Raw genomic sequence first — 14,785 nt, 5'->3', positions numbered from 1 at the left:
TTTTACTTTTCTTCTAACTGTTCTAAATAGCGCAGCGCATCATCCACTGTTTTTACGGGTACGATTTTCATTTTGGTACCGATTTTTTCTGCAGTCGCTTTTGCTTCTTCATAATTGGACACCAACTGCGGATTTTTCTTCTTAACTTCTTCAGGCAGTTCATCGTCAGGTGCAAAGAAAATCTCGATGTCCTGGCGATCTGCCGCAATTACTTTAAAGTCGATTCCACCGATTCGCCCAACCGATCCGTCTTCCAACATTTCTCCTGTTCCAGCAATATTATATCCTTTCGTCAAATCTTCATCCAACAAGCGGTTCATCAGCTCTAGCGTGAACATCAGGCCTGCTGAAGGACCACCGATGTCTTCTGTAAAGATATCCACTTTCGGTTCCGTTTGAAGCTCAATCTGTTCTTCGAATTGAATGCCGAGACCCACGCGTTGATCGGTTCCTGGAAGTTTTTTTAATTGCAGAGGAATAGTCAACTTCTGGTCTCCACGCTTTACTTGAAGGCTTACTTCGGCTCCTTCATCTTTTGCGCTAATTTCATCCATAAATTCTTCAGCAGAAGACAGCTTTTTTTTATCAATCGACTCAATCAAATCACCGACTTGCAATTTTTCGTCAGCGGCCCCGTTCGGGATCACTCCAGCAACATACACACCGTTAAAAATCCGTTCCATCGGCAGTCCCGTTTTATCAAACGCGACAGAAATCGCATGTATTTTGGAGTCTGTCATTAGTTTTTTTTGCCGCACAGAGTATTCTTCGTCGCTTTCCCCATGCCTTCTCACTTTTGTGGCAGGCATCAGTTTCATTTTATCTGACACAAATGAAAACGCGTAAGTTATAGGCGTTGCTTTCCCAATTGCGATGGTCATAAGACTAAAAGTCCCGCGATCGTCTGAATCTCCTCCCGCCACTTCTACAAGCGGCTCCAAATTATAAGCGCCTCCCGGCCGGGAAATATACATATCTAATGGATATAAGGCCAGAACCGCTACGAGGACAAGGACTACAGCCAATATCCCCCACTTACGCATCTTCATAAAAGCACACCTCCATTAATAGCCTGTACGAATACAACATATATATTACGGTAGATTTCATTGTAGTTCAAAATATAGGAAGGAGAGAGAGATTTGAATAGCCATTTTCCTATCCGCCACACTTGCCTATGATAAATGTTACGGTCATTTGGGCTTTGATCATCCTCTTCATTATCCAGCCCGATATTGCACACGAAGGCGCTGTTTCAGGTGCTCAATTATTTGTCCATGCCCTGCTGCCCTACTTGCTGCCCTATATCATTTTAACGCAATGGCTATTGAAAATGCCCAGCAATCATCTTCCTTCGAGTCAGTGGAGCAGATACATAAAAGCGTATGTACTCGGTTCTTTCGGAGGTTTTCCGGTTGGTGCTGTGACAGTCAGCGAAATGAAGAAGAACGGAGAGATTTCTACAACCGAAAGCAGTTTGCTGCTTGCGTCCTGTCATGCGCCTGGACCGATGTTTATAATCGGATTTGTTGGGAATGAACTTTTCGGCAGCGTAGCGAGCGGCTGGAAACTGCTTATCGCCATACATTTGGCTAATATTATGTTCTTCCTTGTACTGCTAGTGTTTTTGAGGAAACAACGGGTGAAGACAGTGCCGCAGCCACCTGTTGAACGCGATCAAAAGACATCTCCTCTGCTAGGTTCAATTAAAGATAGCTCTTCAGTCATTTTGTTGGTAGCCACCACAGTGATTTTCTTTTCTTCATTGGGAAATGTCCTATCGCATTTAGTCTCGAGTATTTTCCCTATCGATATGGGTATTTCGAAAACCTTATTATTAGCTGTCTTTGAAATGACTTCTGGTGTTCAATCCGCCACGGAACATTTTAGCGGTGACGCAATGTATCCGATGCTCATAGCTGCCATCATTTCAATTAACGGTCTAAGCATCCACATACAAGTCATGACGCTGGCAAAAGGTGCTGGCATCAGCATCCTACCCTACATCATCGGAAGAGCTTGGAATACCGTTCTGGTCCCTCTGCTGTTTATCTTGATTTATTAAGTAGTTACCATACTAAGGAAAAATGGTTATGATGAAAAATCCATCATAACCATTCTGTAGTATATCTAATTTTCAACTATCTATTACTTACGGAATTTTTCAATCAATGCCTTATTCACATGCGGCGGAACGAGAGAAGAGATATCGCCGCCATACTGAGCAACCTCTTTAACAATACTAGAACTCAAGAAAGAATATTGGCTCTTCGTCATAACGAAAAACGTCTCAATACTTTCATCTAGCACTCTATTCATAGACGTAATCTGCATTTCATATTCAAAATCTGAGATCGCCCGCAAGCCACGGACGATAACAGATGCATTGATTTTATGCGCGTAATCGATGAGTAGTCCTGAAGATGAATCGATGGTTATATTGTCGTACTGAGAAGTTACTTCATGGATCAGCGCAATCCGTTCTTCCACTGTAAAAAGCGGTTTCTTAGAAGAATTATTCATGACCGCCACATGCACTTGCGGGAATGTCCTGGCTGCTCTTTGTATAATATCTAAATGTCCATTCGTCACCGGATCAAAACTTCCCGGTACGATTGCGATTTTTGACATGCGATTATCCTCTTTTCTCATAAATTGTGATAGCTGTATTTCCATATATTTTAGAGCTTATTTGGGTATACGCTTCATACTGTTCAGGCAATGTCACTTCTTTCTCATGTTCACAAACCACCGTTGCATCTTCCGCTACCAGGCCCTGATCGATGAGTTCTTTTATACCATCATAATAATCCACTGCTGCGTAAGGCGGATCGACAAATAACAAATCAATCCGCACGTTCTTTTGCTTCAGGACCGCAGCAGCTTGTCTTGCATCTTTTCGTTCAATATGTACTTGCTGTTCCAATCGGCATTTTTCAGCATTGGCTTTAATGACTGCACAGGCTTTCGAATTTTTTTCAAAAACAATCGCTTGATCCATTCCCCGAGATAACGCCTCGATTGAAATAGAGCCACTGCCACCGAAGAGTTCGACGACAGTCCCTCCATCGAAGTATGGTCCAATTTTATTGAATACTGATTCTTTTACTTTGTCGGATGTCGGACGCGTGGAAGTACCCGGCAAAGATTTTAGCGGCGTACCTCTTCTGGAACCAGAAATGACCCTCACTCTTTTTCCATCCCCTTTATTAGCCGTTCAATCTGTTCAATGGCGATTGACTCATCGGACTTCTCAATTAACACTAAAAATATCCGTCTTAACCAAACTTCATCGAAATATAACTTTCCATTGATATACTTGTACGGTTCTTCTTGGTAGTCGTATTTCCGGTCATTCATGACGTAAAAAGGTTCGATCTTGGAAAAGCGGTAATTACGTTTTGGACTTTCAATATAGATGGATTGCTCATTTGAAGTGATTTGATAACCCATCCGTGTTAATAATTCGTCTGCCGGATACAAGCTTTTCCCATCTTGAACAACCGCTTTTAGATCTTTTATTTCTTCTCCATCCAACAACACATTTCGCGAGTCCAACAACAAAAATGGATAACTATATTGCTGTTCATGCATCGTTTTTTGGAAATATTGCGAATCAAAGTTCGTCACGTTCTGCAATTCCTCGTCTAACTGCGCAGCCGACAATTCTTGTCCAATTCGCCCACGTACTTTTTGACGGAACGCATTGTATTTCTCTTCGTCCAATGATTCCTTCAGGCGATTAAAAGCACCTTGTTCAGCTTTCGTCCCAATTGCCTGATCGCCAAGAATGGATGCCAGCATACTATTCATCGATGGCTCATTCGCCGGTATCATAAAACGCGACTGGACACTCATTCGAGCTACTTGCTTTACTACCTGATCCATATTCATCGGTTTCTCCACTACAAAACGCTGCGCATATAAAGTTTTATTGAGAGGCGACAATACCACGCTCACGTGATCACCGCCGATCTCCTCCAGTATGTTCTCCATCTCTTTGATTTGCTTCTCTTTGATCCCTTCACCGTATACAGACAACTTATTACCGGAATACGCAATCGGTACATCTTGCGGTTGCCAATACAACTCATTAACAAAGCCTACTCCGCGATATAATCGATAGGAAATTCGCTCTTTATCCGCTTTGCCGACTCGTTCAAGACCATTCACCCACATGCCGCCGATATTTTGTTCATCCGTCATATGAAAGACTGTTGTCAATGGTTTGGCATCTTGAAGCAAAACAAAAGGTCGTTTGAATAATTTCCGACCTTTTAACGAACCTTTCTTCGGTATTTTATACGCAATAGACTGCTGATCTCCTTCTCCTTCATCGAAAGCGATACCCGCTTCATTCAATCGGGAACAGGAAGCGGACCCCTCAGTCAGACATTCTTGCTCTACACTCCCCTCAGGCCAAATTATTTCGTATCGGCCTGTTGCCAAATCATAAAAGTGGTGACGGATGTATAATCCATCTGCACGATTAATGACTTCAATTTCTTGGCGGTACGTATCCGGATGATCCTTCGCCCCATTTGCTGCAGCCGACTGACTATAATGCAAATAAAGGAGACCTGCATTTACTCCTAGTAAAAGAAGCAAAATCCTCAAGATGATTTTCAAAGTACAACACCTCATCACATGGTATGATGTATAAGATCCATTCACAAGACTATAACTACAACGGCAGTTGCATGAACCAATTGCATGAAAGGAAGAGTACTAAAATGATTCAACAACGTTTTATCGAACTGGGAGAAGGCTATAGTGACATTTACGAATTACTTGAGTTAATGTCCACAAATTCCCACAGGATCTATAAATCCTATATTTTTTCATCCGGAGACGGTTCGGCTGAACGTCTTTCATTTGCCGTATCATTTTCACCGGCACGTGCCGACAGCCATTATATGCCGATTTATATTTGCCGTGAAGGCATCACATATTCTGCAGATAAACCATCCAAACGATATGATTTGTTTGTTGAGCATGCAGAAGCGATGAATGCATCACCTATTAGAGTAGAAGTTAAGCATTCATCTCAATTTGCTGAAAAAGATTTGTTTTACCAGTACATTATCGGTATTTTACGTTTGAATCACTTGCTGCCGCCACTTCAGTGAGAACATTATAGGCCAGTTTTATAATCATATTCTTTGGCTTTATCAGGTTTGGCATTTTCATATACGGTGCTTACGAACGGCCGCTGGGAAGGCAAAACCTTTTTCACAGCAGGCAAACGTTCCAACTTGCCCATCGTAGCTTCCACGTCGTCTTGATCACAGTATAGGACGACGTATTTCATTTTTTTAGAAATATAGTGAACATGCCCAAATTTGCGCAATGATTTTGCTTGTTTTAAATGATGGAGATAGACAATTATTCCTTGCCGATCAATCATAATTCTCCCCCTCTTTCTTACTCCATACAATACCATAGGTGAGAAAAGTCCTGCAACCTTGCATGATTAATGTTTACATTATGTTGCATATCATGAGAGCGGACATCTTCATCGGCTAAATATCCATCAATCAATGATTGCGCACATTCCAATGAATGAGTTACACTAGGTAAGGTATATATTCAGTAAAAGCTGGGTGAGAAAAAATACAGTGGAGAATGACTGACTACTGAGGAGGTTTTTGAGTGGGGAGGAAAACAAAAGTTGCTTTAACTGTAGGAGCCGCGAGTGTTGCTGCTTGGGCGGCTTCAAAAGTTGTTGTGAAACAAGAGCCGCGGGAAGAGAAGAAAGCGCTTCAATTTTCTGAAATAGCAGTATTAGCAAATGTCGATATTGCCGAAGACCCTTCCGTCCATTTGCTCACAGCATACACAAATGCAGCCGATTTGGGCGTACACGGATTTGCAGTGAACATCCGGCTTACAAAAGATGAAGAAATTATTTTAGCACCGAGCCATGATCTACAGCTTACCGGTGTTATTGCAGACTATACGTTAGCAGAATTACAGAATGAGAAACTTCCTGTTATTGATGATTCCGAATCGCTTGCAGATCAAGAGGCCTCATCTATTGTATCTCTGCGCGAACTGCTGGAAACGTTCCCACAGCTTTTGCATGTCATTTCAATGAGTGACTCGCCTGATACATATGAAGGCAGCTTAATCCCTTCGAAGTTGTGGCGATTGCTGAAAGAGATGGATGCTGCGGATCGGGTTGTAGTGACAAGTTCATATGATGAACAAATCGATCGCTTTAATTTATATGCACAAAACTCTGTTGCGTTGGGTGCCGGCAACGAGGAAATTAAAAAAGCTTACGTGGCGTATTCGAGTAAATTTGGTCATTTATACAAACCAAACGCGGACTTATTTTGCCTGCCGGAGAAAATCGGAGTATTCCCTCTTGCATCGGATGGGTTCGTGCAATTTTTGCAGCAATTGAATATCACAGTGCTATATGAGTTAACCGACACAGTTGATATTCAAAAACTATCTAAACTGGAAATCGCCGGATTTATCACAACAGAACCTAAACAGGTCTTGAGCTATTTCAATGAAAACTAAAACCGTTGCATGGTTTTTGCAAGGGTTAAGCTTTTTAACAAAAGATTTGGCAAGTGGGTACGGCACCGTTGATCTACGTTCCAGGCGGACGCTTTCCGGGGGCGTGGCTTGAGCCTCCTCGTTCGCTTCGCTTCCTGCGGGGTCTCAAGGCGCACGCTGATCCCCCAGGAGTCGCCTTCCACTACGATCAACTAGCGTATCTTCCTAACTTTAATGAGTTGACCGTCTATCCTAAGAATGTTGTAAATACAAGAAGTAACGTCCAAGTGAAAGCACTGGTATTTTTCTGTTCAGGTGGGCTCTAACTCGCACTTCACACTATCTACAGAGAGTTCACTATGTGTCACAATTCACTTTTAGAGATTGGTGCGGAAGATGGGCGACTCCTGCGGGATTAGCGTGACAGGTGAGACCCTGGACTGAGCGAAGCGAGGGAAGCGGCTCACCGCACGCCCCGCGGAAAGCGTCCCATCTGGAGCGCAAATCTCCGGAACGCAAGCCTACTTCCTCTTGCTTTATTTTTCTACGGCATTAATTCGACTTTATTACTCTAATATTCGCCAACAAACTAAACCCTGCATTTTAAATGCAGGGTTTTCTCGTAGAAAGAAATTGTAGAAGTTTTTACGCTGAGCAGGAGCAGCTGCCGCCTGAGCTGCAACCTCCGCCACAGGAGCTGTTTGTGAATGCTCCGTCTCCAGCAGGAACTTTCACAGCTTCTGACACGGAGTTTCCGATCAGAATACCGACTTCATCCAAAAGCGATTGGACATCGTTTTCTGCCAAACGTAGAGCCGCCACTTCTTCGCGCAAATCCAAGGCTCTTTTTTGAAGACGTATTTCCTTCATGATCACTTTATAATCAGGATGATATCGTCCAAAACGTTGAACCTCTTCATATTGTTCTTTCATTTTATTAAAATCAATGATCTTTTTCCGCAGATCAGAATTTGAATACACACGGGCGTACGCGTCTTGATAGGTTTTCACAACCTCAGAACGCAGCAGCATATCGGAAAGTTCTTCCGCCATATCGATGACACGCATCCATTCATCCGTCATCATCATAAATTGCCGCACCTCCTATCTCCACCATCATACCAAAAAAGAACCCGTTCGCCTATTCATTAAGAATTTCAATCCAAACGGTTTTTATCGAAAAAAGCATGCTTTACTTCTTCCATATCGCAAAAATGATAAACGTTATCGCCAATCTGCTGTGTCTGTTCATGACCTTTCCCAGCAATCAATACGACATCTCCAGCTTGAGCTATTCGTATCGCATACTGAATCGCATATTTTCGATTGAGCAGGACATCTATCGGCGTAGGAAAGCCTGTAGTACCTGCCAAGATGTCTAAGATGATCTGCGAAGGTTCCTCAGACCTCGGATTATCTGAAGTAAGTATGACATGCGTGCTGTACTGTGCGGCTATCGCCCCCATTTGAGGTCTCTTTTCATGATCCCGATCTCCGCCGCAACCAAATACCGTGATTACCCTCTGGCTTGCATGCGCACACAAAGCCTCTAGTACGACTTGCAAAGCATCCGGTGTGTGCGCATAATCTACATAGATTTCTACCCCGTCTTGGCTATATCTCTCAAGTCGCCCTTTTGGCAAGCACAACGCAGACAATTTGGAATGGATTTCATTATATGAATACCCTAATGCCAATAATGCACAAATAGCTGCTTTTGCGTTCATTTCATTATGCTTTCCCAACACAGAAAAAGAAGACTCCTTAAGTTTGTCGGCAGGATAAGGCTTACCATTCAAATGCGCAGCACTGAAATACATCGGCTTGCTCGCTGAGTCCTTGCTCATCTCATAACAAATTGGGTCGTCTTCATTGGCAATCAGCTTTTCAGCTAACAGAATCAAACGCTTTTTCGCCTCTATATATTGCTGTTTTCCTCCGTGTTCAGCATAATGGTCAACCCCTATATTCAAGAGGATGCCAATTGAAATAGGACAATGCGCCAATCGATTAGAAGATAGGCCTAAAGAAGAAGCTTCAAGTACAACATGAGTGATTTGTCGATCTACACATTGTCTTAGAATAGGATGCAAACGTTCTGCCGGCATTGTAGTCATGGAATCTTGTATGGTCTCTGTCAGTTCTCCATTCATATAAACCCCCGTCGTACCAATTATAGCTGTCCGGCATCCTGCAGCCATTAATAATTGACCAATGAAATGACTGACAGTCGTCTTTCCATTCGTCCCTGTAACCGCAATGATCGTCAGTTCCTCACCTGGGGTCCCAGCCAATTTCGCGCTTCCATAAGAGATAAATAAGGAGCTATCCGGAACCAGTAGAACGGTGATCTCCGAAGGAATATTTGAAAGATCCAAATTGACTCGATCCACTACGATCGTATTCGCCCCTTTGATTAATGCTTCCTCAACAAAGTCCAATCCATCGCGTACAGTGCCTTTCCTTATTACAAACACATATCCCTCCTTAATACATTCTGAAGATTCAGTGATACCATTAATTTTTTGACGGATAGAACCTTTAAGCAACGTACATGGCCAATCCTTCATTAATTCAGATAAAAGCACGGAGTCTCGCCCCTTCCCGAACATTTTGTTCAAAGCAGAATATAATGAAACGAAACATAATTTCACTGTATCTTATGAGGGCTGTAAGAAGAATGTCACGAAGAAAGTTGGGATTCTATGATTATCCAAAAATTCGGTGGTGTCGCTATGCAGAATCAGCAACAACGGGCGAAGTGCATTCAACATATTAAAAAAGCTTTATTAAAGTATCGTTCAGTAGTCGTAGTTGTTTCTGCAATGGGGCGCGGGGATGATGCGTATTCAACGGATCGATTGCTGAACGTAACAGACGCTTTCGAAAAATCCAGCGAAGCAAAAGACTTAGCCGCTGCTTGCGGAGAACTCATCGCATCCGCCGTGATGTCCGCGGAATTAGTAAGTGAGGGAATAGACAACACGATCATCTATGGACAAAATACAGGCATTCGGACAAACGGTGATTTCAGTAACGCAGCAATTGAAAAAATTAATACTTCCCATTTGTTGAAAACGCTGGAGACTCATTCTTGCTTAATTGTTCCGGGTTTTCAAGGGATGAATAAACAAGGGCAATTCATGACACTCGGAAGGGGTGGAAGTGATTTAACGGCTATCGCTCTCGCAGCCGCGCTCCAAGCAAGCCATGTAGAATTTTATAAGGATGTGCCGGCCGTCATGTCTGCAGATCCGCGCACAGTAACTCATTATGAACGTTTTGATAAACTAACCTTCGACGAATTTCTCCCATTATTAGATTGCAGCCGGCCCATTATTCAGAAGAAAGCCGCCATTCATGCAAAAAAAACAGCGACGCCTCTCCATATAAGAGGCATCGCGTCTAATGAGGAAGGTACTTGGATTCTTCCTTAGTCAGTTAATTCCTGTGTCTTTGCAATGGATGATTGGGTGTAGTATTTGTTATACACTCCGATACCTGTATGCGTGAAAGATGGATTGAGTAAAACTTCTCTGTGTTTCGGTGAATTCAGCCAGCCATGAACTGTTTCAATCGCATCAATATAATTAAAAGCAGTATTTTCTCCAGCTTTATTCGCTTGAATTTCCATCACTTTCAAACGCTCGGAAAAATTCTCCACTGGCTCTTCACTGTGTGAGCTGTACTTCTGGAAAATCATTTCTTGGCTATGCTCCCACGATAGCGTAGCCAATTTCGTGTCTTCCTCCAAAATGGGCAGATCATGTTTCTCTCTCAGTTGATTCGTTAGCTCAAATGTTTGCCGCTCCATCGACCGATCGACTTCTGTCTGAACAGCAGAGGAAGGCTTTGGAGCTTCAATTATTTCTCCTAAATACGTCATATCATAAGGCTGATGCTTCACTAGCGTACTTGGGCTGAGGAACCGGACCCCTTCTAACTCTTCATCCACTTGGTCGATATAAAGCTGTACATATAAGCCTTCATATGGGATCAAAATTCGGTTTTTAATATCTTCACTGTTCAATGAAAAAGTATATACATTCTCTTCTATCGCTACATCTATTTCTGACTCTATGGGTGTGAAACGATGGATCTCCTGTACATTTTGTCCAATCGTGAAAGGTGCAACGTCTGCAATTTCATCAGATGTATAGATCTGGTTCACTTTTCCATTTAGAACTCCCGCCAGAAAACTCGGCTCGCCCGTATATACCCACCATTCATATTGAAAGCTCGAAGGTTCGATCCGTGCGGGCTTGCCGAACTTTTCCTCCAGCTTTTCTGACTTTTGCCCGACAAGTAAAGATATTCCTTCCTCGGGTCTTGGCATATTTTGCCCTCCCATCGATTGGCCTTTTTCAGGTACAGCAATGGGAGAGCCATGCTGGACAGGTGATTCAAGCGGCTCGTTTTCACTAATCCTGTCACTCATCACATAAAAAATTCCCATAACGACAACTAAAATGAGAAGTATTTTCCAACCTACTCTCCACATGTAATCTCCCTTTCCTTTATTACTAGTATACTTAAACCGTTATCTCCCCTAGAACGTTTCTTTCCCTTATTGTACAGAATCCGACTGCTGTAGTCACCTATATAAGATGGTACAGAAAGCGTTGACACAATGTTGTCATTGCAAGTAAATTTAATTTGTTCTATGATATAATGGTATAAGTATTCGTTTGGACGAACATGAAAGGGGATTTACAGATGTATGTTGAAAATATAGGCATTGATGGCCTTGTAACGGATCTAAAGTTAATGGAAGAAGTTATGTTGAAGAATGGTCTTGTTCTTGAAGGACAATGGGATTATGAGCGTGTAACTTTTGACAAAAAGTATGTCATTCGAGAAGGTACATATTACTTACGCATTTTCGGCGAATTGGTCGAAGGCGATATTGACGGCAGAAAAGCAACGGTTCGCTTGAAGCAACCTGTCCTTGGTAAGTATTATTATCCTTTTGGCGTCGAATACGGCGAAGGTGAAGAATTTCCCGCAAGCTTAGTCAAAGATTGTGAACTAACTGCTAAAGCAGTGTATGACGAGCTAAAGCAATATAGTGTGTAACAATGAAAAAAGCCGACGAGCATAATGTTCTTCGGCTTTTTCCTATTATTACTCCACTTGTTTGGTTATAATAAACTCAGTACCTATGTGGAGGACGATGACTTTTGAAATTACTCACGAAACGAAATTTGATGATTGTTTTAACTACTGTTGTTTTATTAGTAATTGCGTTTTTTATTTTGCCTGTTTCAATACCTATCATTTTAGCATTTTTAACGGCTCTTTTTCTAGACCCTCTCGTGAAGTGGGTGGAGCGCAAGTTTAAATGGAAAAGAAAAGTATCCGTTATAGTGAATTTTATTGCTTTTGTGGGTGTCAGTATATTTTTCTTTTTCTATACCGTCAATACACTCATAGGGAAAATCGTCCATTTCACTAAAGAGATTCCTAATTACTTGAATTCCCTTTCTAGCGTTTGGATTAATACACAAAGTAAACTTTTTCAATACACAGTAGGAATGCCCGAAGATATTATTAAAATGCTTGAGAATGAGTTTAACGAGATTATTGAATCCTTCCGTGTTTCTTTGATTACACTTTTGAGCTATGATAAAATTTTGGGATTGATCTCCGAAATACCGAATTTCTTAGTCAGTTTCATCGTGTTTATGATTGCTTTATTCTTATTCATGCTTGAACTGCCAAATTTGAAGAATACTTTTTATCGGCATTTGACTGAGACGACAGCTCAAAAAGTTCACTATATGACGAATAAATTAAACAGCGTGATATTAGGTTTTGCTAAAGCACAACTGTTGGTAAGCCTGATCATTCTTGTTGTTTCATTTATTGGATTATTGTTAATTGCCCCTAAGTATGCAGTCGTGATGTCCCTTGTCATTTGGATCATTGATATCATTCCCATACTAGGTTCCATCATTATTCTGGCTCCCTGGTCAATCTATCAGTACGTTTCAGGGGACATAGCATTGGGTACAAAACTCGCGATATTGGCGATTATTCTGCTGATCATCAGACGTACAGTCGAACCGAAAGTAATGGGTTCACAAATCGGATTGTCTCCATTGCCTACTTTAATTGCCATGTTCATTGGATTGAAGTTATTTGGAGTCCTGGGCTTTTTTATCGGACCTATGATCGTCATTCTCTTCAATACAGCGAGGGAAGCTGGCATCATCAAATTGAATTTCAAGATTTAATGCAAAAAGGGTATATCTCGGAATATGAGATATACCCTTTTATTATTCAATTAAATCCCCAAGATAGCTTTAAACATAGAAGTCGTTTCGCCGCCTTTGTAGAAAACATAAAGAAGCAGATAGACAGCTACCCCAGTAATTGCTGTGACAAACCAAATCATACTTGTAATAGGACCTATTTTCCGATGCAACGCCAAGTTATTCTTAAATCCGGCAATAATCGTTATAACCCCAAATACAGCCCCTACTGTAGCCAAGATGATATGGAAGACCAGAAATACAGTGTAATAAATCTTTAGATGATCAGGTCCGCCGAAAGAAGTATTACCGATAAATATGGTCCGTGAAATGTAAATGATAAAGAACAGTACAGCAGATACAGCTGCCGCAACCATAGTTTTTTGATGAGCCAGCTTTTTCTTCTGAAGAATTAAATACCAGCCAATTGCAACTAAAATTGCTGATAATACAATGAAAAATGTACTAATAGTCGGTAATAACGGAAGTTCCATCCCTATTAACCCCTTTTGTTCTCAGTCAGCCATGCATCGTTAATTTCTGACGCTTTAGCAAATCTTGACGTGTAATTTCGTCAGCATTCTCTCTTTCATATTTTGCCCAGCTCATGAAAATACGTCCGATTACTACAATGTATATAATCTCCTGAATGACTTTCATCAGAATACCGCCTAATTGCTGATCATAAAGTGTCGGCATGTCCGTAAAAAGCTCAGGACCTGACAAGCCGATGTTTGATAACCCGGCAAGTGTACTGCTAGGCACACACAATGCCATTGCTTTTAGCCACGCTTCTCCACTGCTATACGTCTCATAAACCGGGACGTCCACGAAAATGATCAATGAACAAGCAGGCGTGATCAGTAAAGCACTTAATATGACATAACCAATTTTCTTCAATCCATGCAATTGAGGTTGCCCTTTTACTGTATTAACGACTGGCCACCATAAAAAGATAGCAGAAATGAAAAGTGTCACTGTGAAGACGGTATGCAACGGTAAACTTAACTTCACTTGATCCAAAATAAGTGGATAATGGTACATCGAAAACATAAGGGTGAATAACAATAAGCTAATTATAGGTCTAGTTAGCAGCATAAAAAGCTTTTTAAAAATCGCAACAGTTAACAGTCTTTCCCATACCCAATTGGGGATACCAATTATGAAAAATGGTGCTACCACCAGAAGCAATAATGCCATTTGTGCCATATGAACAGAGAACAGAATATGACCTATTAAATCCATTGGCGATCCTTTAACTATATACAACAAAACCATCGAAGCTAGAAAGTAGCTGATCTGACGCTTAGTTACTGGTTCAGACCCTTCAAAACGATCTCTCCATTTAACGGTGATAAGATAATATAGGACTATGCCAAGTGCGATAGCTAATAAGAAATAAGGGCTCCACAACGCCCGAAAACCAAAAATACTTAATGGCAATACAGTCACTCTCCTTTTATAATCAAGCTGCTGGATCCGCGTTCCTAAGTATCAATCTAAGCTGTATATATTATGCAAAACAATACGTTCGCACAGCAAGGTTACCCGGATAACATCCCTCTTTCCATTATACGAGCAACTAAACCATAACTCAATGTACGAACTTTGACAATTTCACGATCAACAAAAAAAGAGCTTATGGAAGAATCCATAAGCTCTTTTTAGTACAATTACCACCAAACGATTGTTACAAACGTTAATGGAATTAAAAATCCTAGTACTGCGCCTGTAAACATAAACATTTGTGGAATGCCATGTCCTTTTTCACTCATATGCATGAAGTAGTAAAGTTGTAACCCAACTTGAACCGCTGCAAAAAGGAATAATGTTGGAATGACAAAGAATTTAGAAAAACCAACAACGTCAGATAGATGAGCAACTACCATCGAAAATGAAATGAGGGTTAAGAAGATCATCAAAGAAAACATTGCAACTTGATTACGCATCGCTTCTTTCGCACGACGTTGTGCCAATGACTGTTCAGCTGGAGATCTTTTAATAATTTGAATATCCGCCAT

Annotated in this window: 17 protein-coding genes; 6 read left to right on the top strand and 11 right to left on the bottom strand. The window is 41.4% G+C overall.

Translation table 11 applies throughout. The features are described 5' to 3' along the window. Positions 1-2: 2 nt before the first annotated feature. The gene (locus MKX97_RS05175) at positions 3-1,049 is read right to left on the bottom strand and encodes a SepM family pheromone-processing serine protease (RefSeq protein ID WP_340758501.1); all 1,047 of its coding nucleotides are present in this window, start codon (positions 1,047-1,049) and stop codon (positions 3-5) included. Between the two features lie 128 nt (positions 1,050-1,177). Between MKX97_RS05175 and MKX97_RS05170 the strand changes: the two genes are divergently transcribed. Further along, on the top strand, positions 1,178-2,065 hold the full coding sequence (locus MKX97_RS05170) for a hypothetical protein (RefSeq protein ID WP_342537127.1): 888 nt from the start codon (positions 1,178-1,180) through the stop codon (positions 2,063-2,065). A gap of 83 nt (positions 2,066-2,148) precedes the next feature. On the opposite strand, the gene coaD is transcribed toward MKX97_RS05170, so the two are convergent. The 3 genes from coaD to MKX97_RS05155 are packed head-to-tail and all read right to left on the bottom strand — an operon-like array spanning position 2,149 to position 4,629. Further along, positions 2,149-2,631, bottom strand: coding sequence for a pantetheine-phosphate adenylyltransferase (coaD, locus tag MKX97_RS05165; RefSeq protein ID WP_040758278.1), 483 nt, complete (start codon positions 2,629-2,631; stop codon positions 2,149-2,151). 4 nt (positions 2,632-2,635) lie between these two features. Further along, entirely contained in the window at positions 2,636-3,190 is a 555-nt protein-coding gene (gene rsmD, locus MKX97_RS05160; RefSeq protein ID WP_009765618.1) for a 16S rRNA (guanine(966)-N(2))-methyltransferase RsmD, read from the bottom strand. Next, complete coding sequence (locus MKX97_RS05155) at positions 3,187-4,629, bottom strand: hypothetical protein (protein WP_342537126.1); 1,443 nt, start codon at positions 4,627-4,629, stop codon at positions 3,187-3,189. Before MKX97_RS05155 ends, rsmD begins: the two co-directional genes overlap by 4 nt. 104 nt (positions 4,630-4,733) lie before the next feature. On the opposite strand from MKX97_RS05155, the gene MKX97_RS05150 reads away from it, so the two are divergent. Continuing rightward, complete coding sequence (locus tag MKX97_RS05150; protein ID WP_342537125.1) at positions 4,734-5,129, top strand: methylthioribose kinase; 396 nt, start codon at positions 4,734-4,736, stop codon at positions 5,127-5,129. 5 nt (positions 5,130-5,134) lie between these two features. Here the strand turns inward: MKX97_RS05150 and MKX97_RS05145 are convergent, their stop codons facing one another. Beyond that, a complete protein-coding gene (locus tag MKX97_RS05145; RefSeq protein WP_040758281.1) occupies positions 5,135-5,407 on the bottom strand; it encodes a YlbG family protein in 273 nt (90 codons plus the stop codon). A 245-nt stretch (positions 5,408-5,652) separates the two neighbouring features. On the opposite strand from MKX97_RS05145, the gene MKX97_RS05140 reads away from it, so the two are divergent. After that, positions 5,653-6,531, top strand: coding sequence for a glycerophosphodiester phosphodiesterase (locus tag MKX97_RS05140; RefSeq protein WP_342537124.1), 879 nt, complete (start codon positions 5,653-5,655; stop codon positions 6,529-6,531). 624 nt (positions 6,532-7,155) lie between these two features. On the opposite strand, the gene MKX97_RS05135 is transcribed toward MKX97_RS05140, so the two are convergent. After that, entirely contained in the window at positions 7,156-7,599 is a 444-nt protein-coding gene (locus MKX97_RS05135; protein ID WP_009765623.1) for a YlbF family regulator, read from the bottom strand. Between the two features lie 68 nt (positions 7,600-7,667). Further along, on the bottom strand, positions 7,668-9,080 hold the full coding sequence (locus MKX97_RS05130; RefSeq protein WP_342537483.1) for a UDP-N-acetylmuramoyl-L-alanyl-D-glutamate--2,6-diaminopimelate ligase: 1,413 nt from the start codon (positions 9,078-9,080) through the stop codon (positions 7,668-7,670). 135 nt (positions 9,081-9,215) lie between these two features. Between MKX97_RS05130 and MKX97_RS05125 the strand changes: the two genes are divergently transcribed. After that, the gene (locus tag MKX97_RS05125) at positions 9,216-9,947 is read left to right on the top strand and encodes an aspartate kinase (protein WP_009765625.1); all 732 of its coding nucleotides are present in this window, start codon (positions 9,216-9,218) and stop codon (positions 9,945-9,947) included. On the opposite strand, the gene MKX97_RS05120 is transcribed toward MKX97_RS05125, so the two are convergent. Then, positions 9,944-11,011: a CAP-associated domain-containing protein gene (locus tag MKX97_RS05120; RefSeq protein ID WP_340758496.1), complete on the bottom strand. Its 1,068-nt coding sequence runs from the start codon at positions 11,009-11,011 to the stop codon at positions 9,944-9,946. The two genes, MKX97_RS05125 and MKX97_RS05120, sit on opposite strands and share 4 nt — an antisense overlap. Positions 11,012-11,226: 215 nt before the next feature. On the opposite strand from MKX97_RS05120, the gene MKX97_RS05115 reads away from it, so the two are divergent. Further along, entirely contained in the window at positions 11,227-11,586 is a 360-nt protein-coding gene (locus tag MKX97_RS05115; protein WP_176132551.1) for a YugN family protein, read from the top strand. A gap of 104 nt (positions 11,587-11,690) precedes the next feature. Continuing rightward, on the top strand, positions 11,691-12,746 hold the full coding sequence (ytvI, locus tag MKX97_RS05110; RefSeq protein ID WP_078817830.1) for a sporulation integral membrane protein YtvI: 1,056 nt from the start codon (positions 11,691-11,693) through the stop codon (positions 12,744-12,746). 50 nt (positions 12,747-12,796) lie between these two features. Here ytvI and MKX97_RS05105 read toward each other — a convergent pair whose 3' ends face one another. From MKX97_RS05105 to MKX97_RS05095, 3 genes are all read right to left on the bottom strand, one after another. Then, a complete protein-coding gene (locus MKX97_RS05105) occupies positions 12,797-13,258 on the bottom strand; it encodes a DUF420 domain-containing protein (protein WP_078817831.1) in 462 nt (153 codons plus the stop codon). Between the two features lie 25 nt (positions 13,259-13,283). Continuing rightward, the gene (gene ctaG / locus MKX97_RS05100) at positions 13,284-14,216 is read right to left on the bottom strand and encodes a cytochrome c oxidase assembly factor CtaG (RefSeq protein ID WP_078817832.1); all 933 of its coding nucleotides are present in this window, start codon (positions 14,214-14,216) and stop codon (positions 13,284-13,286) included. Positions 14,217-14,437: 221 nt separating this feature from the next. Next, on the bottom strand, positions 14,438-14,785 hold the full coding sequence (locus MKX97_RS05095) for a cytochrome C oxidase subunit IV family protein (RefSeq protein WP_078817833.1): 348 nt from the start codon (positions 14,783-14,785) through the stop codon (positions 14,438-14,440).

The organism is Sporosarcina sp. FSL K6-3508, from assembly GCF_038615825.1.
Taxonomy (GTDB): domain Bacteria; phylum Bacillota; class Bacilli; order Bacillales_A; family Planococcaceae; genus Sporosarcina; species Sporosarcina newyorkensis.
The sequence above is the reverse complement of the archived record's forward strand: the minus strand, read 5'-3'. Positions and strand labels throughout refer to the sequence as shown.